Genomic DNA, 24,084 nt, shown 5'->3' with positions numbered 1-24,084 from the left:
CGGGCGGGGCCGCCTCGCGGGAGCGAATCGTCGATGCCGTGTGCCGTGGGCGGGTGGGCGGTGTCTTCCGGCGTGGGCGGGTGGTCGATGGCGCTTTCCGAGGGCCGTCCGCCGATGCCGTTTTCCGGGGGCCGACCGGCGGTGCCGCCTCGTGGGGATCCACCGGGTGTGTCGTCCCATGCGGGCCGGGCGGTGGTGGGGCGTACCAGTAGGTCCGCGATGTCCAGTACGTGGTGGCCGGCCATGGCCGGCAGGCAGGTGCCGCGGGCCGGGCCGATGGCCGAGGCCCACTCGGCGGGGATGGCGGAGACGCCCCGGCTCGCCCCGGCCAGGGCGCCGGCCACCGCCGCCGTGGTGTCGGCGTCGCGGCCCATGTTCACGGCCGTCAGCACGGCGTCCGTGAAGTCCCCGTCGGCCGCCGCGAACGCCCCGAAGGCGAGGGCGACGGCCTCGGGGGCGAGGTCCGTCCAGGGATAGCCGCCGATGACCACCGCGGAGCGGACCGCGCGTTCGCCGAGGTGGGCCGCCGTCAGCGCGCGGCGCAGACAGCGGGCCGTCCAGGAGTCCTCCGGGACCACGGCCAGGGCCGAGGCCACCACCGCGACGGGCGGCGCCCCCGTCATCGCCGCCGCGACACCCGCGGCCACCGCCTGGCCGCCGTAGATGCCCTCACCGTCGTGGCTCACCGAACCGTCGACCGCCGCCAGCCGGGCCGCCTCGGCGGGACGGCCGGCCGCGAACACGCCGTGGGGCGCGGCTCGCATGGCCAGCCCGTCGCTCCAGGCGTGGCGGTGCTGGGCGGAGACGGGGGCGGCCAGCCCGCGGCGCAGGTTCTCCAGGGTGCCGCGCTCGCTGAAGCCCGCCCCCCGGAACGGCCCCTCCTCCCGGTCCGCGATCCACTCGTGCCAGGCCGCCTCCACATGGGCCGCCGTGAGGTCGGAGCCGTGCCGGGCCAGCAGCAGCCCCGAGAAGATGGCGTACTCCGTGTCGTCCGTGCCGGACGGCCGCTCCGCCACGTATCCCGTGATGCGGCCCCAGCGGGCGCGGATCTCGGAGGGCTTCATGTTCTCGGCCGGCGCCCCGAGGGCGTCCCCGACGGCCAGACCGAGCAGCGCGCCGCGCGCCCGTTCGCGGAGCCCGGCGGCGTCCCCCGGGGCGGGGACCGAGGGAATGCAGGCGGTGGATGCCATGCGGCCTCTCCTCTCAGGCGGCGCCCGAAGAGGCGCACAGCCCTTTGCGGAACTGTCCCCGGTGCGGCTCGGCGCGCAGCCTCACGGACCCCAGCATCACCCGGTCGACATATGGGCGAGCATGATCACGGATGAGCGTCGGGGCGCAAAAGCGCAGGTAAGCCCAGCCTTCCCTTGCTGGCAGGACGGAAATTATCGACGTACATTCGGTGTTGTCGAAAAGTAGAACGCGTCCAAAATATCGCTGGGGGACCCATGGCCATCATCGAGACCGAGGCGGCGCTGCACGAGGCGCACCGCGACAACCACACCCACCGGGACGTCAACGGCGGCTGGCTGCGACCCGCCGTCTTCGGCGCCATGGACGGACTGGTCTCCAATCTCGCCCTGATGACGGGTGTCGCCGGCGGTGCGGCAGGTCAGCAGACCGTCGTGCTCAGCGGCCTCGCCGGCCTCGCCGCGGGCGCCTTCTCCATGGCCGCCGGCGAGTACACCTCCGTCGCCTCGCAGCGCGAACTCGTCGAGGCCGAGCTGGACGTGGAGCGCCGGGAGCTGAAGAAGCACCCGAAGGACGAGGAGGCCGAGCTGGCCGCCCTCTACGAGGCGCGGGGCGTCGAGCCGGAGCTCGCCCGCGAGGTCGCCCGGCAGCTGTCGCGCGACCCCGAGCAGGCCCTGGAGATACACGCCCGCGAGGAGCTGGGCATCGACCCCGGTGACCTGCCGTCGCCGCTGGTCGCGGCCGTGTCGTCGTTCGGTTCGTTCGCCCTGGGTGCCCTGCTGCCCGTCCTGCCCTTCCTGCTCGGCGCCAGTGCGCTGTGGCCCGCCGTACTGCTGGCGCTGGCCGGTCTGTTCCTGTGCGGCGCGGTGGTGGCCAAGGTGACGGCGCGCAGCTGGTGGTACAGCGGACTGCGTCAGCTCGCGCTCGGTGGTGCGGCGGCCGGTGTGACGTACGCCCTGGGCAGCCTCTTCGGAACGGCCGTAGGATAGCCCGGCTCGAACTTATGCGGTGGACCGCATAAGTAGTCGTTACTCACTGGTTTCGAGTGCGTGACCACCGGGCATGAGCCGTAAGCGCTGTGGGCAACGATGCCTGCCGTGTACGCGCGAAGTGGGCGACGGCGCCCCCTCCGCCCCCGGACCGATGGACACCGACCTGTCCGCCTCGGTCCCCACAGCCTCCGCCGCTGGGACCCGGTACCCCCGCCGAGACCCCTGCGTCGTCCGCATGGTGGAACGGATTATCCCGGTTAACGAGAACCACTCCATCATGTAACCTGCATCAAATTTTGCACTCACGCAGAGGGCCAACGTCGTCCCTCGGCACCTTGCCACATGCCACCTGACGACGACGGGAGAGCCGATGCGTACGCCGCGCCAGCCGTCCCAGCATTCCGCGAATGGCCAGAACTGGTCCTTCATGGATGCTCGCCCTGCTGCGCAGGGTATGTACGACCCCCGCAACGAACACGACGCCTGCGGTGTCGGTTTCGTCGCCACCCTCACCGGCGAGGCGTCCCACACCCTGGTCGACCAGGCCCTCACCGTGCTGCGCAACCTGGAGCACCGCGGTGCCACCGGTTCCGAGCCCGACTCGGGCGACGGCGCGGGCATCCTCTCCCAGGTGCCGGACGCCTTCTTCCGTGAGGTGGCCGAGTTCGACCTGCCCGAGGCCGGGGGGTACGCCGTCGGCATCGCCTTCCTGCCGGTCGACGGCACCGAGGACGCCGCCACGCGGATCGAGACGATCGCGGCCGAGGAGGGCCTCACCGTCCTCGGCTGGCGCGAGGTCCCGGTCGCCCCGCAGATGCTCGGCGCCACCGCCCGTTCGACCATGCCGGCCTTCCGCCAGATCTTCGTGACCGACGGCGCCTCGCAGGGCATCGCCCTCGACCGCCGCGCCTTCGCGCTGCGCAAGCGCGCCGAGCGCGAGGTGGGCGTCTACTTCCCGTCGCTGTCCGCGCGGACCATCGTCTACAAGGGCATGCTGACCACCGGCCAGCTGGAGCCCTTCTTCCCGGACCTGTCCGACCGCCGCTTCGCTTCCGCGATCGCGCTCGTGCACTCCCGGTTCTCCACGAACACCTTCCCGTCGTGGCCGCTCGCCCACCCGTACCGCTTCGTCGCGCACAACGGCGAGATCAACACGGTCAAGGGCAACCGCAACTGGATGGTCGCCCGCGAGTCCCAGCTCGTCTCCGACGTGTTCGGCTCGTCCTCGGACCTGGAGCGGCTCTTCCCGATCTGTACGCCGGACGCCTCGGACTCCGCCTCCTTCGACGAGGTCCTGGAGCTGCTGCACCTCGGCGGGCGCTCGCTGCCGCACTCCGTGCTGATGATGATCCCGGAGGCGTGGGAGAACCACGACTCCATGGACCCGGCCCGGCGCGCCTTCTACCAGTACCACTCCACGATGATGGAGCCCTGGGACGGCCCCGCCTGCGTCACCTTCACCGACGGCACCCAGGTCGGCGCGGTCCTCGACCGCAACGGCCTGCGCCCCGGCCGCTACTGGGTCACCGACGACGGCCTCGTCGTCCTCGGCTCCGAGGTCGGCGTCCTCGACATCGACCCGGCGAAGGTCGTCCGCAAGGGCCGCCTCCAGCCCGGCCGCATGTTCCTCGTGGACACCGCCGAGCACCGCATCATCGAGGACGACGAGATCAAGTCCGGGCTCGCGGCGGAGAAGCCGTACGCCGAGTGGCTCGAGGCCGGCGAGATCGAGCTGTCCGACCTGCCCGAGCGCGAGCACATCGTGCACACCCACGCCTCGGTCACCCGCCGCCAGCAGACCTTCGGGTACACCGAGGAGGAGCTGCGCGTCATCCTCGCGCCGATGGCCAAGGCCGGCGCCGAGCCGATCGGCTCCATGGGCACCGACTCGCCGATCGCCGCGCTGTCCGAGCGCCCCCGGCTGCTCTTCGACTACTTCACGCAGCTGTTCGCCCAGGTCACCAACCCGCCGCTGGACGCGATCCGCGAGGAACTGGTCACCTCCCTGCGCAGCTCGCTCGGCCCGCAGGGCAACCTGCTGGACCCGACGGCCGCCTCCTGCCGCAGCGTGTCCCTGCCCTTCCCGGTCATCGACAACGACGAGCTGGCCAAGCTCATCCACATCAACGCCGACGGCGACATGCCCGGCTTCAAGGCCGCGACCCTCTCCGGCCTGTACCGGGTGCACGGCGGCGGCGACGCGCTGGCCGCGCGCATAGAGGAGATCTGCGCCGAGGCCGACGCCGCCATCGACAACGGCGCCCGCCTGATCGTCCTGTCGGACCGCCACTCGGACGCCGAGCACGCCCCGATCCCGTCGCTGCTGCTCACCGCGGCCGTCCACCACCACCTCATCCGCACCAAGCAGCGCACCCAGGTGGGCCTGCTCGTCGAGGCCGGTGACGTCCGCGAGGTCCACCACGTCGCCCTGCTCATCGGCTACGGCGCCGCCGCCGTCAACCCGTACCTGGCGATGGAGTCCGTCGAGGACCTGGTCCGCGCCGGCACCTTCCTGCAGACCGACGACGGCGAGCCCGAGCAGGCCATCCGGAACCTGATCTACGCCCTCGGCAAGGGCGTCCTCAAGGTCATGTCCAAGATGGGCATCTCCACCGTCGCCTCCTACCGCGGCGCCCAGGTCTTCGAGGCCGTCGGTCTCGACGAGGGCTTCGTGGAAAAGTACTTCAACGGCACCGCCACCAAGATCGGCGGCGTCGGCATCGACGTCGTCGCCCAGGAGGTCGCCGCCCGCCACGCGAAGGCCTACCCGGCCAGCGGCATCGCGCCCGCGCACCGGGCGCTGGAGATCGGCGGCGAGTACCAGTGGCGCCGCGAGGGCGAGCCGCACCTGTTCGACCCGGAGACGGTCTTCCGCCTCCAGCACTCCACGCGCTCCGGCCGGTACGACATCTTCAAGAAGTACACCGACCGCGTGAACGAGCAGTCCGAGCGCCTGATGACGCTGCGCGGCCTGTTCGGCTTCACCTCCGACCGGCAGCCGATCTCGGTCGACGAGGTCGAGCCGGTCTCCGAGATCGTCAAGCGCTTCTCCACCGGCGCCATGTCGTACGGCTCCATCTCCCAGGAGGCGCACGAGACGCTCGCCATCGCCATGAACCAGCTCGGCGGCAAGTCCAACACGGGCGAGGGCGGCGAGGACCCGGAGCGCCTGTACGACCCGGCCCGCCGGTCGTCGATCAAGCAGGTGGCCTCCGGCCGCTTCGGCGTCACCTCCGAGTACCTGGTCAACGCCGACGACATCCAGATCAAGATGGCCCAGGGCGCCAAGCCCGGCGAGGGCGGCCAGCTGCCCGGCCACAAGGTGTACCCCTGGGTCGCCAAGACCCGGCACAGCACCCCCGGCGTCGGCCTGATCTCCCCGCCGCCGCACCACGACATCTACTCCATCGAAGACCTCGCCCAGCTGATCCACGACCTGAAGAACGCGAACCCGCAGGCGCGGATCCACGTCAAGCTGGTCTCCGAGGTCGGCGTCGGCACGGTCGCGGCGGGCGTGTCCAAGGCGCACGCGGACGTCGTGCTCATCTCCGGCCACGACGGCGGCACGGGCGCCTCCCCGCTCACGTCCCTCAAGCACGCGGGCGGCCCCTGGGAGCTCGGTCTCGCCGAGACCCAGCAGACCCTGCTGCTCAACGGCCTGCGCGACCGGATCGTCGTCCAGACCGACGGCCAGCTCAAGACCGGCCGCGACGTCGTCATCGCCGCGCTGCTCGGCGCCGAGGAGTTCGGTTTCGCGACCGCGCCGCTCGTCGTCTCCGGCTGCGTCATGATGCGCGTCTGCCACCTGGACACCTGCCCGGTCGGCATCGCCACCCAGAACCCGGTGCTGCGCGACCGGTTCTCCGGCAAGGCCGAGTACATCGTGAACTTCTTCAGGTTCATCGCCGAAGAGGTCCGCGAGATCCTCGCCGAGCTGGGCTTCCGCTCCATCGAGGAGGCCGTCGGCCACGCCGAGGCCCTCGACGTCACCCGCGCCGTGGACCACTGGAAGGCGCAGGGCCTGGACCTGGCCCCGCTCTTCCACGTGCCCGAGCTGCCCGAGGGCGCCGTGCGCCACCAGGCCGTCGGCCAGGACCACGGCCTGGAGAAGGCCCTCGACAACGAGCTGATCAAGCTCGCCTCGGACGCGCTGGGCGCCACGGACGCCACCGACGCCGCTCCGGTGCGCGGCCAGGTCGCCATCCGCAACATCAACCGCACGGTCGGCACCATGCTCGGCCACGAGGTCACCAAGAAGTTCGGCGGCGCGGGCCTGCCCGACGACACCGTCGACATCACCTTCACCGGCTCCGCCGGCCAGTCCTTCGGCGCCTTCGTCCCGCGCGGCATCACGCTGCGCCTGGAGGGCGACGCCAACGACTACGTCGGCAAGGGCCTCTCCGGCGGCCGCGTGATCGTCCGTCCCGACCGGGGCGCCGACCACCTCGCCGAGTACTCCACCATCGCCGGCAACACCATCGGCTACGGCGCCACCGGCGGCGAGATGTTCCTGCGCGGCAAGGTCGGCGAGCGCTTCTGCGTCCGCAACTCCGGCGCGCTCGTCGTCTCCGAGGGCGTCGGCGACCACGGCTGCGAGTACATGACCGGCGGCCACGCGGTCGTCCTCGGCGAGACCGGGCGCAACTTCGCGGCCGGCATGTCCGGCGGCGTCGCCTACGTCGTCGACCTCGACCGGGACAACGTCAACGCCGGAAACCTCGACGCGGTCGAGGCGCTGGAGGACACGGACAAGGAGTGGCTGCACGACGTGGTGCGCCGCCACGCCGAGGAGACCGGATCCACGGTCGCCCAGAAGCTGCTCGCCGACTGGCCGGCCGCCGCGGAGCGCTTCAGCAAGATCATTCCCCGTACGTACAAGGCAGTGCTCGCCGCCAAGGACGCCGCCGAGCGAGCCGGTCTCTCCGAGACCGAGATCACCGAGAAGATGATGGAGGCGGCGACCAATGGCTGATCCCAAGGGCTTCCTGAACCACGGGCGCGAGGTCGCCAAGACCCGGCCCGTCGAGGAGCGCGTCAAGGACTGGAACGAGGTCTACGTCCCCGGCTCCCTGCTGCCGATCATCAGCAAGCAGGCCAGCCGGTGCATGGACTGCGGCATCCCGTTCTGCCACAACGGCTGCCCCCTCGGGAACCTCATCCCCGAGTGGAACGACTACGCCTACCGCGAGGACTGGCAGGCCGCGCAGGAGCGCCTGCACGCCACCAACAACTTCCCGGAGTTCACGGGCCGCCTGTGCCCGGCCCCCTGCGAGTCGGCGTGCGTGCTCGGCATCAACCAGCCGCCGGTCACCATCAAGAACGTCGAGGTCTCGATCATCGACAAGGCGTGGGAGACCGGGGACGTCGCCCCGCAGATCCCGGAGCGCCTGTCCGGCAAGACCGTCGCCGTCATCGGCTCGGGCCCGGCGGGCCTGGCCGCCGCCCAGCAGCTGACCCGGGCCGGCCACACCGTCGCCGTCTACGAGCGCGCGGACCGCATCGGAGGCCTCCTCCGGTACGGCATCCCCGAGTTCAAGATGGAGAAGCGGCACATCAACCGCCGCATAGAGCAGATGCGCGCCGAGGGCACCCGCTTCCGCACCGGCGTCGAGATCGGCCGCGACCTCAAGGCGACGGACCTGAAGAAGCGCTACGACGCCGTCGTCATCGCCGCCGGTGCCACCACCGCCCGCGACCTGCCGGTCCCGGGCCGTGAGCTCAACGGCATCCACCAGGCGATGGAGTACCTGCCCCTCGCCAACAAGGTCCAGGAGGGCGACTACGTCGCCCCGCCGATCTCCGCCGAGGGCAAGCACGTCGTCGTCATCGGCGGCGGCGACACCGGCGCCGACTGCGTGGGCACCGCCCACCGCCAGGGCGCGGCCTCCGTCACCCAGCTGGAGATCATGCCCCGGCCGGGCGAGGAGCGGAACCCGGTCGCGCAGCCGTGGCCGACCTTCCCCATGCTGTACAAGGTCACCAGCGCCCACGAGGAGGGCGGCGAGCGGGTCTACGCCGTCTCCACGACCCACTTCGAGGGCGACGAGGACGGCAACGTCCAGTGGCTGCACCTGAGCGAGGTCGAGTTCGTCGAGGGCAAGCTGACCCCCAAGCCGGGCACCGAGCGCAAGATCCCGGCCCAGCTGGTCACCCTCGCCATGGGCTTCACCGGCACCGACCGGGAGAACGGCCTGGTCGACCAGTTCGGCCTGGAGCTCGACGAACGGGGTAACATCGCCCGGGACGCCGACTTCCAGACCAACGTGCCGGGTGTGTTCGTCGCCGGTGACGCCGGCCGCGGCCAGTCGCTCATCGTCTGGGCGATCGCCGAGGGCCGCTCCGCCGCACGCGGCGCGGACCGCTTCCTGACCGGAGCCAGCGACCTGCCGGCCCCGATCCGCCCGACGGACCGCGCACTGGCGGTCTGACGGCCGGAACAACCTCACAGTCGTCCCGCACAAAGGCGTGCGGAACACTGATGGCGCCTGCCCCGTCCCCGACCGGACACAGGGCAGGCGCCGTCGCATGTCAGGGCAGCTTGTAGGTGTCCCCGTACATCTCCCACACCAGCGGCGTTCTCAGCTCCATGTTCCCGGCCTTCAGGAACCGGCGCTGGGACGTGTCGACGCGGGAGGTGTCGATGTCCGGCCGCTTGGCCAGCATCGCCTCGTGCCGGACGTCCAGGAACGCGTCCAGGTACTCCTTCTCGGACCCGCCGTCCGCCGGCGTCTTCGCCTTCCTCATCGCACGCTCGCGCAGGCTGTAGAAGCCGTCCGCGTCGCTGTCCGGGCCGTGGAAGACCATCGCGTCGAAGTACACGAACTGGCCCAGCGTGCCGAGCCCGTCCAGCTTGGCCAGGCGCACCGACGGCTGGAAGTACACCCGGTCGCGCTCCTCCTCCTGGGCCTTGCGGAACGCGGGGAGCTTCGCCTCCGCCTCCCAGGCCGCCGTGAAACCGGGATCGAGGCCCTCGTGGGAGTCGGTGCCGTCGACCGCGCGCAGGGCCGGCAGGTACTTCGCCAGACCGTTGTCCGGGTGGTCCTCGGTGTAGTGCTCGACCAGGGCCAGCAGATCGTGCGTGCCGGTGCAGAAACCGATGATGCCCGCGGTGTAGCCGTCACCCTGCCCGAGGTCCTCGATGGTGCCGTAGGCGCTGCGCCAGTCCGTGGTCGAGTTCTCCGCGCTCGACACGAGCTGCTGCGCCAGCTCCTTCTTCGCCGGGGCGGCCAGCCCCGGCGGCAGGTCGGCGATCAGCTCGTCGTCCGCCTCCCGCTCCTGCTCGGCCCGGTCCTTGGCGTCCTCACGCGAGGACTGCGTGGTGGACGTGGGCGGAACCACCGGGGCGTCGGCCGAGTCGGTCGGCATGAGGAAGTACACCCCCGTGGCGACCACGGGAACGGCCGCGAGGAGCAGCACACCGGCACGTTTCACTGGGGAAAACCTCCACCTGACATATCCGACACCTTGACCGCCGCCGACACCGCCAGCAGCACCACCAGACCCGCACACGCACCCGCCTGCACCAGCACCCGCCGCCCGTCACGCGGCGCGTACGCGTACGCCACCGCCACCACCCCGCCCGCCAGCAGACCGCCCAGATGGCCCTGCCACGAGGTGAACCCGGCCGAGATCAGCAGCCACAGCAGCAGGAACGCCATGAAGCGGTTGACGGGCGCCATGTCCGCGCCCAGCCGCCGCGCCAGGACGTAGTACGCGGCCGCCAGGCCGAAGATCGCGCCGGACGCGCCGACCGAGGGCTGCGCGGGGTCGGTGAGGAGCAGCTCCAGGACGGAACCCCCGAGCGCCGCCAGCAGATACAGCACGGCGTACCGGACGCGGCCGAGGGCCGGCTCCACCACCCGCCCCAGCTGCCACAGCGCGGCCATGTTCATCACGATGTGCAGGACACCGAACGTGCCCTCGGTGGGCTCCAGGTGCAGGAAGGCGCTCGTGAGCATCCGCTCCCACTCGCCGGCGACGACGCCCTCGGCGCGGAAGTCCCCCGGGAGCACGCTCTGGTAGACGTAATGGCCCCCGTCCGGACCGACCAGACGCGCACCGACCATCGAGAAGCGGTCCACGATCCCGGGACGCACCAGCTCCCCCAGGTACGCGAGGACGTTCAGCCCGATCAGGACGAACGTCACGGCGGGCGTCGCCGAGACGCGGCCGCCGACGATCGTCCGGGCCTGCCGCACCGACCGCGCGCCCTCCTTCACGCACTCCGGGCAGTGATGGCCCACCGCCGCCTCGTGCATGCAGTCGGGGCAGATGAAGCGGTCGCAGCGGGTGCAGCGGACATGACACTCCACCGCGGGATGGCGGTAGCACGTGGTGACGGTGGACTCGGAATCCACGGCCGGCTCCTCGGGACGGGCGGACGGTGAGCCGGTGGGGACGGCGGCGAACAAAATATCGAAACACTGTGGAGCGGCTGAGAGGCGGGGTCCGCAGTGCCGTACCCACGGCAGCCACTCGCCGCCCCAGGAGGAGAAGTCCGCACGGCAGCGATCAGTCTCACCAAGGCGCGGGAGACCGCGCCCGCTCTGGCCGGCTGCACGAGAGCGCCGGCGCGTCCCTGACAAAGCGCGCTCGACGGGGCAGTCCGTCGGCTTCGGCCACCCGGACAGCCGACACTTCGCGTACCTGCGCAAGCTCGACGAGCCGGCCGTGCCGGACCAGCGGGTCGTCGACGACGCGGAGTTCTCCCACGCGGGCCGCGACCCGCGGCGGGTGTCCGACGCCGAGCCGTACGACCGGCCGGTGGGGGAGTTCCCCGCGTGGCCGGTGGCCGCACGCGCCCAGGGCGTCGTGCGGCCGCGGCACCGACCGGCCGCACGGGTCAGCGCCTCAGCGAATACCCCAGCACCACGGCCCCCGACACCTCCACCATCCCCGGCACCAGATCCCCGGCCGAGCTGCCGCCCCCGCCGCCGTGGCCGCGGTACTGCACGACGGACTCGGCGTCCACGTCCTGGATGTGCACCACCGGCCCCAGCCGCACGTCCGCCGCCTCCGCGTACACCTCGGCCTTCCGGCGGGCGGCGGCCACGGCCCTGCGCCGCGCCTCGTCGCGCATCGCCGGCTTGTCGTGCACGTCGAACTCCACCCGGTCGATGCGGTGCGCGCCCGCGTCGACCGCGTCCACGATCAGCCGCTGGAGCCCGTCCAGCGCCTCGGTCTCCACCGAGTACGACGCCGTACAGCGGTAACCGAGCAGCTTGCGCTCCTCGTTGTAACCGCTGTACTCCGAACTGAGCTTCAACCGGGAACCCGAGACCGCGGTGTCCGGTATCCCGTGCCCCCGCAACACCTCCCGCAGCCGCGTCACCGCCGCCCCCGCCTCGGCGAACGAACGGTCCGGCGACGGCGCCAGCACGTCCACCGCCAACCTCACCCGCACCAACTGCGGTTCCACCCGCACACTGCCCGCACCGAAAACACTCAGCCCCCAGGGCTCCCTGATCGTCTCCGTCATGCGGGCATTGAAGCAGCCCCCGCCCTACGTGTCGCACTCCAGCACCGTCCGGCACAACCCGCACCGCGCCCGCACCCGCCCTCGCACCGGCACCCCGATCCGCTGGTGGCACGTCGGACAGGGGAACGACACCCGCAGCGGCCCGCGCGCATCCGGCAGGAAGGCGTACGGGGCGTCCGTCACCGCGGCGGCATGCGGGTCCAGCGCGTGCCGCCGGTCCCGGGCGTACCGGCGGCGCCCCGCCCACCCGGCCGCCGTCAGCGGCGGCTGCTGCCCGTCCCGGCGGGCCCGCTCCATGCCCTTCACGTACGCCGTGTAGGCCTGCGGACTCGTGAACCACACCGCCGGGTCCTCCCCGAACAGCAGCGCCCGCTTGGCGAGCACGTACCCGAACTCCTCCGGCGTCAGGTACCCCAGCTTCTGCGACGACGCCGCGTCCTCCCGGTACGCGTCCAGCAGCAGCCACCCGGCGCCCAGATACGCCGCCGCCGTGTCCGTGAGGATCTCGTTGTCCCGCGTCCCCGGGAAGGACAGGTCCAGGCGATGCAGGTACACGTGCATCACCTCGTGCGCGAGAGCCGCGCCGATGTCCCGGCGATGCGTGCGGAAGCGGTCGTTCAGCTCCACGAAGTACTCCGGGCCCGCCGCCAGCTCCACATTCGCCGCATGCGTCATCTCACGGAAGGAGACGATCATCCGGGCGTCCGGCAGACGGTAGTGACGCACCAGCTCGCGCGCCACCCGCTGCGCCCCCAGATACAGGTCGTCCGTGTCGCAGAACGCCACGTCGGCCGGGGCCACACTGGCCGAGAACGTCTGGACGGTGTCGTACGACAGACGCCGGTACAGCGCCGTGATGGCGGCCCGCACCGTCTCCAGGTGCGGGTAGCCGTGCTCGACCGGACCGCCGTTCGCCACGCCCGTACCCCCAAGACGCCTGACCCTGCCTCCACTGTACGAGCCGCGCGGGGGCGCCGGGCCGCCCACGGCCTGAGACGGTGTGCGGCGCCCGGCCGCCCGCCCGTAGGGTGATCGCCCATGACCACCAGCAACACCGGTACCGGTGCCGCCGACCACGCCGCCCGCGAGGAGCTGGCCCGGCTGCGGGACAGCATCGACAACATCGACGCGGCCGTCGTCCACATGCTCGCCGAGCGCTTCAAGTGCACGCAGCAGGTCGGCCACCTCAAGGCCCGCCACCAGCTGCCGCCCGCCGACCCGGCCCGCGAGGCCAAGCAGATCGCCCGGCTGCGGGCCCTCGCCGAGAGCGCCAAACTGGACCCGGCGTTCGCCGAGAAGTTCCTCAACTTCATCATCGCCGAGGTCATCCACCACCACGAACGCATCGCGGAGCACACGGACAACGGGACCGACTGACGCCGGACCGCCCCCGACGCCGGGCCGCGCGCCCCACCCCCGCCCCACTCCCACCCCGGCCCCACTCCACCCCGGCCACCTCACAGACCGGCGCAGCGGCACGGGGCGCACGCAGGCGGCAGCCGCCCGCGCGGACCGGACAAACCCCGCGTACCGATCCGCCCCTGTGCCCCGCCCACCGCATCAGGCAGCATGTCCTGCATGTCCGTACTGACGCGCGACGAAGCGCAGACCCGTGCCCAGCTCCTCGACGTTCACCACTACGCGATCGACCTCGACCTGACCGGCGGCGACGAGACCTTCGAATCCCGCACCGTCGTCCGGTTCACCGTCCGCGCCGGCACGGGCACCACGGACACCTTCGTCGAGGTCAAGCCCGCCGAGCTGCGCAGCGTCACCCTCGACGGACACCCCCTCGACCCGGACGGCCTGGACGAGAACCGGCTGCCCCTGAAGAACCTCACCCCCGGCGAGCACGAACTGCGCGTCGACGCCGCCATGCGCTACTCCCGCACCGGCGAGGGCATGCACCGCTTCACCGACCCCACCGACGACGAGACCTACGTCTACACGCAGCTGTTCATGGACGACGTGCAGCGCGTCTTCGCCGCCTTCGACCAGCCCGACCTCAAGGCCGTCTTCGACCTCACCGTCACCGCCCCCCAAGGCTGGACCGTCCTCGCCAACGGCATCACCGAGCACACCGGCGACGGCCGCTGGAAGGCCGCCACCACCCCGCTGATCTCCACCTACCTCGTCGCCGTCGCCGCCGGCCCCTGGCACTCCGTGCGCACCGAACACCGCGGCCTGCCCTTCGGCCTCCACTGCCGCCGCTCCCTCGCCCCCCACCTCGACGCCGACACCGACGAACTCTTCGAGGTCACCCGGCAGTGCTTCGACCGCTACCACGAGAAGTTCGCCGAGCCCTACCCCTTCGACTCCTACGACCAGGCGTTCGTCCCCGAGTTCAACGCCGGCGCCATGGAGAACCCCGGCCTGGTCACCTTCCGCGACGAGTTCGTCTTCCGCTCCGCCGTCACCGACACCGAACGCCAGACCCGCGCCATGGTCATCGCCCACGAGATGGCCCACATGTGGTTCGGCGACCTCGTCACCCTCAGGTGGTGGGACGACATCTGGCTGAACGAGTCCTTCGCCGAGTACATGGGCTACCAGACCTGCGCCGAAGCCACCCGCTTCACCGGCACCTGGACCGACTTCGGCGTCACCCGCAAGCCCTGGGGCTACGACGCCGACCAGCGCCCCTCCACCCACCCCGTCGCCCCCGAGAACGTCGAGGACACCGCCTCCGCGCTCCTCAACTTCGACGGCATCTCCTACGCCAAGGGCGCCTCCGCCCTGCGCCAGCTCGTCGCCTGGCTCGGCGAAAAGGACTTCCTCGCCGGCATCAACACCCACTTCGACCGGCACAAGTTCGCCAACGCCACCCTCGCCGACTTCATCGACTCCCTCGCCTCCGCCACCGAACGCGACGTCCACGCCTGGGCCGACGCCTGGCTGCGCACCACCGGCGTCGACACCCTCACCCCGCACGTCACCGGCGACAACGGCACCCGCGCACTCACCGTCGACCGCACGGGCACCCGCCCCCACCGCATCGCCGTCGGCCTCTACGACCAGGACCTCACCGACGAGGGCCGCCTCACCCTGCGCGAACGCCTCGACCTCGACGTCCCCCAGAGCGAACCGCGGCCCATCGGCAAGCTCCCCGCCCTCATCGTCCTCAACGACGGCGACCTGAGCTACGCCAAGATCCGCTTCGACGCCGAGTCCTCCAAGGCCCTGCGCGAGGGCCTCTCCGGCCTCCCCGACCCCCTCACCCGCGCCGTGGTCTGGAACGCCCTGCGCGACGCCGTCCGCGACGGCGAACTCCCCGCCGGCACCTACCTCGACACCGCCCGCGCCCACCTCCCGCACGAGACCGACCTCGCCCTCGTCTCCGGCGTCCTCGCCTTCGCCGCCGCCCAGGTCACCGACCGCTACCTCACCCCCGAGCAGCGGCCCGCCGCCCTGGCCACCCTCTCCGCCCTGTGCCGCGACCTCATCCGCCGCACCGAGGACGGCGACCACCCCGGCCTGCGCCTGATCGCCGTACGCCACCGCATCGACACCGCCGCCCACCCCGACACCATCGCCGCCTGGCTCGCCGAGGGCACCGTCCCCGGCGGACCCGAACTCGACCCCGAACTGCGCTGGCGCATCCTCACCCGCCTCGCCGTCCTCGGCGCCACCGACGAGACGGCCATCGCCGCCGAACTCGAACGCGACCCCAGCGCCACCGGCCAGGAGGGCGCCGCCCGCTGCCGCGCCGCACTGCCCGACCCCGAGGCCAAGAGCCGCGCCTGGGCCGCCATGTTCGCCTCCGACGACCTGTCCAACTACCTGTTCACCGCCACCGCCCAGGGCTTCTGGCAGCCCGAACAGGCCGACCTCGTCGCCGGCTACGTCCCCCGCTACTACGCCGAAGCGGTCGCCGTCGCCGACCGCCGCGGCCCCGCCATCGCCGACGCCGCCGGCCGCTGGGCCTTCCCCGTGCACGCCGTCGACGCCGACACCCTGCGCCTCGGCCAGGAATGCCTCGCCACCGCCGACCCCATCCCCGCCCTGCGCCGCAAGCTCGTCGACCAGCTCGACGACCTCGCCCGCGCCCTGCGGGTACGCGGGACCCAGGCCGGCTGACCCCCCGGCACGCGGCCGGCCCCGCCACACCACGGAAGGCCGGCCGCGCAGCCGCCACGACACGCCACCCCCCACGGAAGTACCCCCTTTCGGGTTCTGATCGTTGGGCTTTCCGGGCGCAGGCACGCATCCGCGTACACCCTGTAATCCCGTCCCCGCGCCCGGAGGACAGCCCATGGGCATGCCGCCCCCCGCCTCGGGCCCGCACGGCTCCGACGCCCCGCGGGCCCCGCACGACACCGTGCCCGACGCACCGCACGCCGGCACCACCGCGCACGGCGGACCACCGCCCGACGGCAGCCCCGGCACCGTCACCGCCGGGGGCGCCGGACGCCCCCGGCGACACCCGTCCCGCGCGCGCCACCCACACCGCCCCCGCCGCCGTGCGCCGCCCCGCCCACCCCCGGCCGCGCCGCCCCCGGCCCCGCCCGCGCCGGCGGACGGCGGCTCCCGGCGCCCTTCCCCACCCCCCGCACCAGGCCCGACGACCCGGCCGGCCGCCTCACCCCCGTGGAAGGACCCACCCCACGATGAACACCCCCACGCACCACACCCCCGACACCCCCCGCGACCTCGTCGGCATCGGCATCGGCCCCTTCAACCTCTCCCTCGCCGCCCTCGCCGACCCGCTCACCGCACTCGACGCCGTCTTCTACGACCAGCGCCCCGCCTTCCACTGGCACCCCGGCCAGCTCGTCGACGGCACCCGCATCCAGGTCCCCTTCCTCGCCGACCTCGTCACCCTCGTCGACCCCGCCAGCCCCTGGACCTTCCTCAACCACCTACGCGCCCGCGAACGCCTCTTCCCCTTCTACTTCGCCGAACGCTTCCACATCCAGCGCGCCGAGTACGACGCCTACTGCCGCTGGGTCGCCGAGCACCTCCCCGCACTCCGCTTCCACCACCAGGTCGACGCCGTGCGCTGGAACCCGGAACGGCAGCTCTTCGAAGTCGACTACACCCAACTCGACGCCGACGGAGAAGCCGAAGCCCTAGGCCGCACCCACACCCGCAACGTCGTCCTCGGCGTCGGCACCGAACCCCACGTCCCCGACGCGCTCCGCCCCCTCGTCGACGCCCCCGGCGTCCCCGTGATCCACTCCGCCGACTACCTGGACCACCGCGACACCCTCCTCGCCGCCGACCACATCACCGTCATCGGCACCGGCCAGTCCGGCGCGGAGATCTTCCTCGACCTGCTCCGCCACCGCCCCGCCGGCCGCGAACGCCTCCACTGGCTCGGCCGCACCGAGGCCTTCGCCCCCATGGAGTACTCCAAGCTCGGCCTGGAACACTTCACCCCCGACCACACCCGCTACTTCCACACCCTGCCCGAAGCCGTCCGCGACCGCCTCGTCACCGCCCAGTGGCAGCTCCACAAAGGCATCGACGCCGACACCAGCGCCGCCATCCACGACGAGCTCTACCGCCGCACCCTCGACGGCGGCTGGCCCGACACCGTCCTCACCCCCGGCGTCCGCGTCCGCACCGCCGGCCGCATCGCCGCCACCCAGGTCGAACTCCACCTGGAACACACCCAGCAGAACACCCGCTCCCGCCTCACCACCGGCGCCGTCGTCCTCGCCACCGGCTACCGCGAACGCCCCCTCGACCGCATCCTCGCCGGCCTCGACCCGTACATGCGCCGCGACAACCGCGAACGCCCCCGCATCGACGAACGCTTCCGCCTCCTCCTCGACCCCTCCATCACCGGCTCCGTCTACGTCCAGAACGCCGAGACCCACACCCACGGCGTCGGCGCACCCGACCTCGGCCTCGCCGCCTGGCGCAGCGCCACCATCCTCAACGACCTCACGGACGAGGAGCCCTACCCACTGCCGGCCCGCACCGCCTTCACCACCTTCGGCCTGCAACGGCAACGGCCCCAGATCCCATCCGCACGCCGCTACCGGGAACTCACCCCACTGGCGGACACGATCTGAGGCCGCGAACACCGTCAGCGCATCAGAACACCGGCGTACCGTTCCGCGTCAACGACCAGTCCACCGACGCGAAGTCCTTCGGGTCCAGCACACCCTTCGCCGTCACCCACTCGGCGATCCGCGTACGGATCTCCGTCGACTCCGACCACAGCTCCTTCGCCGACGCCACGTGCGGGAACGCACCACCGCCGTTGGCCCGGTAGTTGTTCACCGCCAGCACGAACTGCTGCGCGTCGTCCAGCGGAGCACCCCCGAAGGCCAGATTCCTGATCCGCGAACCGGGCGCCTGCGCGACGTCGATCTCGTACGTCAGCCCCGACACGTAGTCGTAGTTGTAGTCCGGGCGGCCGTTCGCGTTCGTCAGCTTCTCCACGTCCACCGGCACCCCAGCCGCCGTCTGCACGTAGTACTCCGCCGAGAACTCCAGGTACGCCCGCAGCTGCGCCCCCGTCATCAGCTTCGCCACCAGCGTGTTGTCGTACACGTACAGGCTCGACAGGTCCCGGATCGTCACCTCACCGGCCGGGATCTCCGACGTCCGCGAGAACGGCGACGCCTGTGCCAGCACCGGCAACGACGCGTACTCCGTGCCCGCCAGGGCCTGGCTGACCACGTCCTCCTGCACCTTGGTGATCAGGTCGATGATCGGCGCGTCCTTGTACCGGGCCTCCACCGTCGTCAGCGTCTCGGTGGCCGTCCCGACGACCTGGTTGACGTACGCCACCACCTGCGCGTGCTCGTCCGCCAGCAGCCTGCCGATCCGCGGGTCGTCCTCCACCGTGCCGGAGTCGCGCAGCGACGCCCGCACCGACTCGACGTGCCACCGGCCGCGCTCGAAGACCAGGTCGAAGTCGAACACGGTGAGCCGCTCGGCGAAGCACAGCGGCTCCGACAGCACGACCGTCTTCCCGGTCTTCTCGTTGACGACCTTCAGCTCCGGGATCTCCACGTGCGCGTGCCCGACGAGGATCGCGTCGATGCCCGGAACCTGCCGGGCCACATTGGCCGCCGCGTTCTCCACGTACGGCACCTGGTCACCGTACGACGACGTACCCGACGACCCGGAGTGCGCCGACACCACCACCACGTCCGCGCCCATCGAACGCAGCTTCGGCACCCACTTCGCCGCCTGCTCCTCGAGCCCCGGGAACGCCAGCTTCCCCTGCACGTACGCCTTGTCCCAGATCGCGATCCCCGGGTTGGTCAGCCCCAGCACCGCCACCTTCACCGGCGGCGCCCCCTTCACCCGGAACGTCTTCATGAAGTACGGCGGGAAGGCCGGCTTCAGGGTCTTCGCGTCCACCGCGTTCGCACCGAGCAGCGGGAAGTCGCACTGCTCCTCGAACTTCCGCAGCGTCTCGATGCCGTAGTTGAACTCGTGATTGCCCAGCGCCACGGCGTCGTACCCGATCGCGTTCATCGCCTGCGCCATCGGGTGCACCGGGCCGCCCGCGGCGGTGATCGGGTCCACCTTCGCGTAGTAGTACGTCAGCGGCGTGCCCTGAATGGTGTCACCCGCGTCGAGCAGCAGCGTGTTGTGCCGGCCCCGCTCCTTGCGGATCTCGTTCACCAGTGTCGAGATCCGGGCCAGACCCTGGGCGTTGCCCGCCGCGTCCGTGTACTCCGCGTCCTTGAAGTAGTCCCAGTTGAAGACGTGTCCGTGCAGGTCGGTCGTGCCGAGCACCGTCAGCGCGTACCGCTTCGGCTTCTTGCGGTCCCGGTCCCCCTGACGCCCGGAGGCCGCCTCGGCCGCCGGAGCCGCCACCGCACCCGCCAGCGCCACCCCCGCCCCCGTCACGGCGGACCTACTCAGGAACTTCCGGCGGTTCAACGGCATGGCTGGCTCTCCTAGGTGACCTGTCACATCATCGGACAACGCGCGTAGATTCTGTCCTGAGCATGGCGCCTGTCAAGAGTGGGAACCGGAGGACACGCTCATCGGAGCGAACCGGCGCACAATTCAACACTTGTCAATGACCCTTTACTCAGAGGTTGTTGAGTCGTCATGTGTGGCCAATTCGCTACCCGGCGGTAGGTCATAGGCTCGTCCCATGCGCCGAGCAAAGATCGTCTGCACACTTGGGCCCGCCACCGACTCGTACGACCAGATCAAGAGCTTGGTCGACGCCGGAATGGACATCGCCCGCTTCAATTTCAGCCACGGCACCCACGCCGAGCACGAAGAGCGCTACCACCGGGTCCGAAAGGCGTCCGACGAGACCGGCCACAGCGTCGGCACCCTCGCCGACCTTCAGGGCCCGAAGATCAGGCTCGGCCACTTCGCCGAAGGCCCCGTACTCCTTGAACGCGGCGACACCTTCACCATCACCGTCGAGGAGGGCGTCGACGGCGACCGCCACATCTGCGGCACCACCTACGCCGGCCTCGCCACCGACGTCACCCGGGGCGAACGCATCCTCGTCGACGACGGCAAGGTCTGCCTCGAAGTCACCGACGTCGACGGCCCCCGCGTCCGCACCACGGTGATCGAGGGCGGCATGGTCTCCGACCACAAGGGCCTCAACCTCCCCGGCGTCGCCGTCTCCGTCCCCGCCCTCTCCAAGAAGGACGAGGACGACCTGCGCTGGGCCCTGCGGACCGGCTTCGACGTCATCGCCCTGTCCTTCGTGCGCAGCGGACGCGACGTCCTCGACGTCCACCGCATCATGGACGAGGAGGGCCGCCGCCTCCCCGTCATCGCCAAGGTCGAAAAACCCCAGGCCGTCGACAACATCGAGGACATCGTCGCCGCCTTCGACGGCATCATGGTCGCCCGCGGAGACCTCGGCGTCGAAATGCCCCTCGAACAGGTACCGATCGTCCAGAAGCGCGCGATCAAGCTGGCGAAGCGCAACGCCAAGCCGGTCATCGTCGCCACCCAGATGCTCGACTCCATGATCGACAACGCCCGTCCGACCCGCGCGGAGGCCTCCGACGTGGCCAACGCCGTCATCGACGGCACGGACGCCGTGATGCTCTCCGGCGAGACCAGCGTCGGCAAGCACGCCACCGACACGGTGCGCACGATGGCCCGCATCGTCGAGGCCGCCGAGGAGGACATCCTCGCCAAGGGGCTGCCCCCGCTCACCGACCGCAACAAGCCCCGCACCCAGGGCGGGGCCGTCGCCCGCGCGGCGGCGGAGATCGGCGACTTCCTCGGCGCGAAGTACCTGGTCGCCTTCACCCAGTCGGGCGACACGGCCCGCCGTCTCTCCCGCTACCGCTCACCCATCCCGCTCCTCGCTTTCACCCCGGAACCGGCGACCCGCTCCCAGCTGAACCTGACCTGGGGAGTGGAGACGTTCCTCGGCCCGCACGTGGACTCCACGGACGCGATGGTCGACCAGGTGGACGACCTCCTGACGGAGTACGGCCGCTGCCGCAAGGGCGACGTCGTGATCATCACCGCCGGCTCCCCGCCTGGAGTCTCGGGCACGACGAACCTGGTCCGCGTCCACCACATCGGCGAGGACTAGCCCGTCAGTACTTGGGGCCGACATGGGTGTCCATGAGAGCGACGGAGGCCTTGCGGGCGACGGAGATGTTGAAGGGGGCTCCGTTGCGTGTGCACTGTGTCCACTTGACGCCGAGAGTGTCGAGGGTGTCTGTGTACAAGCGGCGGATGTCGGCCGACACGTTGGTGAAGAAGTACCGGGGGTACTCGTAGCGTTTGCGCTCACCGGCCACGAGGTGCGTCGTCCAGTTGGTGATCCTGCAGCCGTCGGAGTGGATGAGCCCCCGGACGAAATCCCAAGGGTGTTCGGCGACGATCGTCTGTTGCCAAGCTGCGAGAGCGATACGGCGATCGTGCTTCTTCCCGGGGCCGTGCTGGGGGAAGAAACACGGCCAGTGCCTGCTGTAGCCGACAACGGAGGTATACCCGAGGGCTTGAATCCGGCAGGCCTTCCCGCTCGGATTGACGGCCGTGATGGCGTCAGCGCATGCGTCGATGAGTCCGGGCCAGGCATCCGAACACGCGATCCGGAGAAAGTAACCCGATCGCATGCCGGGGCTGATGCAGCCATCGCCCAGGTAGAGGCCGAGCAGGTAGGCGTATGCCTCCTTGTCCTCCGGCGGATTGGCCGTCGGGCCGCACATCGAGCAGGGTGTTTGCCGCATGCGTGGCAGCGGCTCGATGCGTGTCTGCCACGAGCGGATGGCTGCTCGGGATATGCCGGTTTCCCTGCTTACGGAGTTCAGGCTCCGTCCCTGTGCTACCAGCGCCAGCGCTCGCTCCCGTGTGCCCAAGTCGTACATACGGACACTCTGTGGGTGAGGGGTGTGCAACACGCAGCAAAAAGCGGATGTTCACGAGAACGTGAGCATCCGCTTCGAAATGTGACCTTGCATTCTGAGGAAAAGTGCCCCGGGTGGGACTCGAACCCACACTGAATACCTTTTGAGGGTATCGTCTCTGCCGATTGGACTACCGGAGCTCCTGCGAATCGAAGATTTCATCCGACCCGCTGCCCACCCACCATACCGCAGCTAGGTAGGCTCTTGTCAGCAGTATCCCTGCCCCGAACTAGGAGCCTCACGTGACCGCCCCCGAGTCGCCCCAGCCCGCTGACGTGCCCGAAGACGAGAAGTCGCACGTGCCTCCGCTGACGACCCGCGTCGTCATCGCCGAGGACGAGGCGCTCATCCGGCTGGATCTCAAAGAGATGCTGGAGGAGGAGGGGTACTCCGTCGTCGGTGAGGCCGGTGACGGGGAGCAGGCCGTGGAGCTGGCCCGGGAGCACAAGCCCGACCTCGTGATCCTCGACGTGAAGATGCCCAAGCTGGACGGTATCTCCGCGGCCGAGAAGATCGCGGAGGAGAGCATCGCGCCGGTGCTGATGCTGACCGCGTTCTCGCAGCGCGACCTCGTGGAGCGGGCGCGGGACGCCGGGGCGATGGCGTACCTGGTGAAGCCGTTCAGCAAGAGTGACGTCGTTCCGGCGATCGAGATGGCCGTCTCGCGGTTCACGGAGCTGAAGGCGCTGGAGCAGGAGGTCGCGGACCTCTCGCAGCGGCTGGAGACGCGGAAGCTGGTGGACAGGGCGAAGTCGGTGCTGCAGACGCAGTACGGGCTGACCGAGCCGGCCGCGTTCCGGTGGATCCAGAAGACGTCGATGGACCGGCGGATGTCGATGCAGCAGGTGGCCGAGGCGGTCATCCAGGACGCCGAGGAGAAGAAGGCGGCCAAGGGCTGACGCCCGCTGCTCCGAGAGGCCCGTGTTCCCTGTGCGGCAGGGGGCGCGGGCCTCGTCGTGTGGTTCACACCGTCCCTGCACAGAACCGTCCGCCGCGCGTGTCGCGTCCTGTTCTAGGGTGCCGCCAGGCGCCGGAACGGGGGAGGAGTCGTGGAGCAGGCAGGGACGGTGCTCGCCGGGCGTATCGCCGAGCGGCGGGCCGGGGTCGGGGATCCGCGTGCGCTGGTGGGTGAGATGCGCAGAGCGACGCTGCTCGTTCCGCTGGCCGACGGAGGTCTGTGGAGTGCGCGTTCGGGCGGGGTGCGGTGGGTGTGCGCCTTCACCGACGAGGCCGCGCTGGCGCGTTTCGCGCTGCTGCACGCGCCGGGTGGCCAGTCCGTGGAGTACGCGGAGCTGCTGGGTGCCCGCATCGTCGACGAGATCGTGCCGTCGCTGGGTGAGCCGGCGGGGCTCGCGGTGGACATCGCGACGGAGGACGGGTCGATGTTCTTCCCGCCGGTCGTGGGAATCGTGCCGGACGGGGCGGCCGTGGACGCGGGTGAGGGGATGCGGGCGTGAGCGGGGACGGGCCGGACCTGCAGTTCGACAAGACCGCGGTCGCGAAGTTCACCAAGGGGCTGGGCGGCACGATCGACCAGCTCGGTGAGATCGGTGACTCCACGGGCTCGGTGATGGGCAAGGGTTTCTCCGAGCTGGCGATGACCGGTATGGAGGCCGGGCACCACGGTCTGTCGACGGACTTCGAGGACTTCTGCGAGCGCTGGGAGTGGGGTGTGCGGGCCCTGGTGCACGATGCGAGCGAGATCGCGAACCGGCTGGGCCTGGCCGCGGGCACCCAGTGGGAGCACGACCAGTACGTCGAGGGTGCGCTGAAGGTCGGTGTGAACTCGGTGATGGGCGGTGATCCGCATGCGTCCGAGGAGGAGATCACCCAGCAGGGCTGGGGCGATGTGTTCACGCCGGACTATCTGGATCCGGACTGGAGTGCGCAGTCGTTCGAGCAGGCGGGGCAGGACATCTCGCAGACGTGGAAGGACACCGGCCGCACGGTCCTGACCGAGGGTGAGGGCGGGCGCCGGGCGGACCTGCTCAACCAGGCGCTCGGGATCTCGGACGAGCAGTTCGACCAGGCGCTGGACGACACGTTCGGTCCGTCGCCCGAGGAACGCGCGCAGCAGCAGGCACAGCAGGGTGACTCCGGGGGGAACTGA

17 protein-coding genes, 1 tRNA gene and 1 pseudogene are annotated in these 24,084 nt (G+C 70.9%); 11 read left to right on the top strand and 8 right to left on the bottom strand.

Translation table 11 applies throughout. From position 1 onward, the window contains the following. Positions 1-1,190, bottom strand: a 1,190-nt coding sequence (locus tag ACGF3H_RS01280; protein WP_393816444.1) for an ADP-ribosylglycohydrolase family protein, incomplete at its 3' end; no start/stop codon positions are given. Positions 1,191-1,445: 255 nt separating this feature from the next. Here ACGF3H_RS01280 and ACGF3H_RS01275 point away from each other — a divergent pair. The 3 genes from ACGF3H_RS01275 to ACGF3H_RS01265 all read left to right on the top strand — a co-directional run bounded on the left by ACGF3H_RS01275 (position 1,446) and on the right by ACGF3H_RS01265 (position 8,608). Beyond that, on the top strand, positions 1,446-2,177 hold the full coding sequence (locus ACGF3H_RS01275; RefSeq protein ID WP_362494795.1) for a VIT1/CCC1 transporter family protein: 732 nt from the start codon (positions 1,446-1,448) through the stop codon (positions 2,175-2,177). A gap of 373 nt (positions 2,178-2,550) precedes the next feature. Then, positions 2,551-7,152 carry a glutamate synthase large subunit gene (gene gltB, locus ACGF3H_RS01270; protein WP_362494798.1) on the top strand — a complete coding sequence of 1,534 codons (4,602 nt, stop codon included), beginning with the start codon at positions 2,551-2,553 and terminating at the stop codon, positions 7,150-7,152. Continuing rightward, on the top strand, positions 7,145-8,608 hold the full coding sequence (locus ACGF3H_RS01265; RefSeq protein ID WP_362494800.1) for a glutamate synthase subunit beta: 1,464 nt from the start codon (positions 7,145-7,147) through the stop codon (positions 8,606-8,608). The genes gltB and ACGF3H_RS01265 overlap by 8 nt, the downstream gene beginning before the upstream one ends. A gap of 100 nt (positions 8,609-8,708) precedes the next feature. Here ACGF3H_RS01265 and ACGF3H_RS01260 read toward each other — a convergent pair whose 3' ends face one another. Then, positions 8,709-9,611 carry a chitosanase gene (locus ACGF3H_RS01260; protein WP_362494803.1) on the bottom strand — a complete coding sequence of 301 codons (903 nt, stop codon included), beginning with the start codon at positions 9,609-9,611 and terminating at the stop codon, positions 8,709-8,711. Then, complete coding sequence (locus tag ACGF3H_RS01255) at positions 9,608-10,537, bottom strand: rhomboid family intramembrane serine protease (protein ID WP_362494805.1); 930 nt, start codon at positions 10,535-10,537, stop codon at positions 9,608-9,610. Before ACGF3H_RS01255 ends, ACGF3H_RS01260 begins: the two co-directional genes overlap by 4 nt. Before the next feature lie 244 nt (positions 10,538-10,781). On the opposite strand from ACGF3H_RS01255, the pseudogene ACGF3H_RS01250 reads away from it, so the two are divergent. Beyond that, positions 10,782-11,000, top strand: a pseudogene (locus tag ACGF3H_RS01250) (VWA domain-containing protein); the annotation flags it as partial. 22 nt (positions 11,001-11,022) lie between these two features. On the opposite strand, the gene ACGF3H_RS01245 reads toward ACGF3H_RS01250, so the two are convergent. Both ACGF3H_RS01245 and ACGF3H_RS01240 read right to left on the bottom strand, forming a co-directional pair. After that, the gene (locus ACGF3H_RS01245) at positions 11,023-11,658 is read right to left on the bottom strand and encodes an SIMPL domain-containing protein (protein WP_362500646.1); all 636 of its coding nucleotides are present in this window, start codon (positions 11,656-11,658) and stop codon (positions 11,023-11,025) included. A gap of 24 nt (positions 11,659-11,682) precedes the next feature. Continuing rightward, positions 11,683-12,576: a hypothetical protein gene (locus ACGF3H_RS01240; RefSeq protein WP_362500648.1), complete on the bottom strand. Its 894-nt coding sequence runs from the start codon at positions 12,574-12,576 to the stop codon at positions 11,683-11,685. 120 nt (positions 12,577-12,696) lie between these two features. Here ACGF3H_RS01240 and ACGF3H_RS01235 point away from each other — a divergent pair, with 120 nt between their 5' ends. From ACGF3H_RS01235 to ACGF3H_RS01225, 3 genes are all read left to right on the top strand, one after another. Further along, positions 12,697-13,035 (top strand): chorismate mutase, encoded by a 339-nt coding sequence (locus ACGF3H_RS01235; protein WP_362500650.1) that lies wholly within the window; start codon positions 12,697-12,699, stop codon positions 13,033-13,035. Between the two features lie 201 nt (positions 13,036-13,236). Beyond that, a complete protein-coding gene (pepN, locus tag ACGF3H_RS01230) occupies positions 13,237-15,735 on the top strand; it encodes an aminopeptidase N (RefSeq protein ID WP_362500652.1) in 2,499 nt (832 codons plus the stop codon). A 530-nt stretch (positions 15,736-16,265) separates the two neighbouring features. Beyond that, on the top strand, positions 16,266-17,678 hold the full coding sequence (locus ACGF3H_RS01225) for a SidA/IucD/PvdA family monooxygenase (RefSeq protein WP_362495231.1): 1,413 nt from the start codon (positions 16,266-16,268) through the stop codon (positions 17,676-17,678). A 22-nt stretch (positions 17,679-17,700) separates the two neighbouring features. On the opposite strand, the gene ACGF3H_RS01220 is transcribed toward ACGF3H_RS01225, so the two are convergent. Beyond that, on the bottom strand, positions 17,701-19,515 hold the full coding sequence (locus ACGF3H_RS01220; RefSeq protein ID WP_362495234.1) for a 5'-nucleotidase C-terminal domain-containing protein: 1,815 nt from the start codon (positions 19,513-19,515) through the stop codon (positions 17,701-17,703). Between the two features lie 214 nt (positions 19,516-19,729). Between ACGF3H_RS01220 and pyk the strand changes: the two genes are divergently transcribed. After that, positions 19,730-21,154, top strand: coding sequence for a pyruvate kinase (pyk, locus tag ACGF3H_RS01215; RefSeq protein WP_362495235.1), 1,425 nt, complete (start codon positions 19,730-19,732; stop codon positions 21,152-21,154). Positions 21,155-21,158: 4 nt separating this feature from the next. Here pyk and ACGF3H_RS01210 read toward each other — a convergent pair whose 3' ends face one another. Both ACGF3H_RS01210 and ACGF3H_RS01205 read right to left on the bottom strand, forming a co-directional pair. Then, complete coding sequence (locus ACGF3H_RS01210) at positions 21,159-21,935, bottom strand: helix-turn-helix domain-containing protein (RefSeq protein ID WP_362495237.1); 777 nt, start codon at positions 21,933-21,935, stop codon at positions 21,159-21,161. Between the two features lie 105 nt (positions 21,936-22,040). Then, a tRNA-Leu gene (locus ACGF3H_RS01205) sits at positions 22,041-22,114 on the bottom strand. A gap of 102 nt (positions 22,115-22,216) precedes the next feature. Here ACGF3H_RS01205 and ACGF3H_RS01200 point away from each other — a divergent pair. The 3 genes from ACGF3H_RS01200 to ACGF3H_RS01190 all read left to right on the top strand — a co-directional run bounded on the left by ACGF3H_RS01200 (position 22,217) and on the right by ACGF3H_RS01190 (position 24,084). Beyond that, positions 22,217-22,873 carry a response regulator gene (locus tag ACGF3H_RS01200; RefSeq protein ID WP_362495240.1) on the top strand — a complete coding sequence of 219 codons (657 nt, stop codon included), beginning with the start codon at positions 22,217-22,219 and terminating at the stop codon, positions 22,871-22,873. 150 nt (positions 22,874-23,023) lie between these two features. Then, complete coding sequence (locus ACGF3H_RS01195) at positions 23,024-23,431, top strand: hypothetical protein (protein ID WP_362495242.1); 408 nt, start codon at positions 23,024-23,026, stop codon at positions 23,429-23,431. Further along, entirely contained in the window at positions 23,428-24,084 is a 657-nt protein-coding gene (locus ACGF3H_RS01190) for a hypothetical protein (RefSeq protein WP_362495244.1), read from the top strand. The genes ACGF3H_RS01195 and ACGF3H_RS01190 overlap by 4 nt, the downstream gene beginning before the upstream one ends.

The sequence above is a fragment of the Streptomyces sp. NPDC048185 genome (assembly GCF_043202495.1).
GTDB lineage: Bacteria > Actinomycetota > Actinomycetes > Streptomycetales > Streptomycetaceae > Streptomyces.
Note: the sequence above shows the minus strand (reverse complement) of the source record. Positions and strands in the feature narration are given on the sequence as shown.

Excerpts from the sequence above, each read along its gene's own strand:
- pyk (WP_362495235.1), top strand. The coding sequence starts at position 19,730 with ATGCGCCGAGCAAAGATCGTCTGCACACTTGGGCCCGCCACCGACTCG.
- ACGF3H_RS01210 (WP_362495237.1), bottom strand. The coding sequence starts at position 21,935 with ATGTACGACTTGGGCACACGGGAGCGAGCGCTGGCGCTGGTAGCACAG.
- ACGF3H_RS01245 (WP_362500646.1), bottom strand. The coding sequence starts at position 11,658 with ATGACGGAGACGATCAGGGAGCCCTGGGGGCTGAGTGTTTTCGGTGCG.
- gltB (WP_362494798.1), top strand. The coding sequence starts at position 2,551 with ATGCGTACGCCGCGCCAGCCGTCCCAGCATTCCGCGAATGGCCAGAAC.
- ACGF3H_RS01235 (WP_362500650.1), top strand. The coding sequence starts at position 12,697 with ATGACCACCAGCAACACCGGTACCGGTGCCGCCGACCACGCCGCCCGC.
- ACGF3H_RS01225 (WP_362495231.1), top strand. The coding sequence starts at position 16,266 with ATGAACACCCCCACGCACCACACCCCCGACACCCCCCGCGACCTCGTC.
- pepN (WP_362500652.1), top strand. The coding sequence starts at position 13,237 with ATGTCCGTACTGACGCGCGACGAAGCGCAGACCCGTGCCCAGCTCCTC.
- ACGF3H_RS01220 (WP_362495234.1), bottom strand. The coding sequence starts at position 19,515 with ATGCCGTTGAACCGCCGGAAGTTCCTGAGTAGGTCCGCCGTGACGGGG.
- ACGF3H_RS01265 (WP_362494800.1), top strand. The coding sequence starts at position 7,145 with ATGGCTGATCCCAAGGGCTTCCTGAACCACGGGCGCGAGGTCGCCAAG.
- ACGF3H_RS01275 (WP_362494795.1), top strand. The coding sequence starts at position 1,446 with ATGGCCATCATCGAGACCGAGGCGGCGCTGCACGAGGCGCACCGCGAC.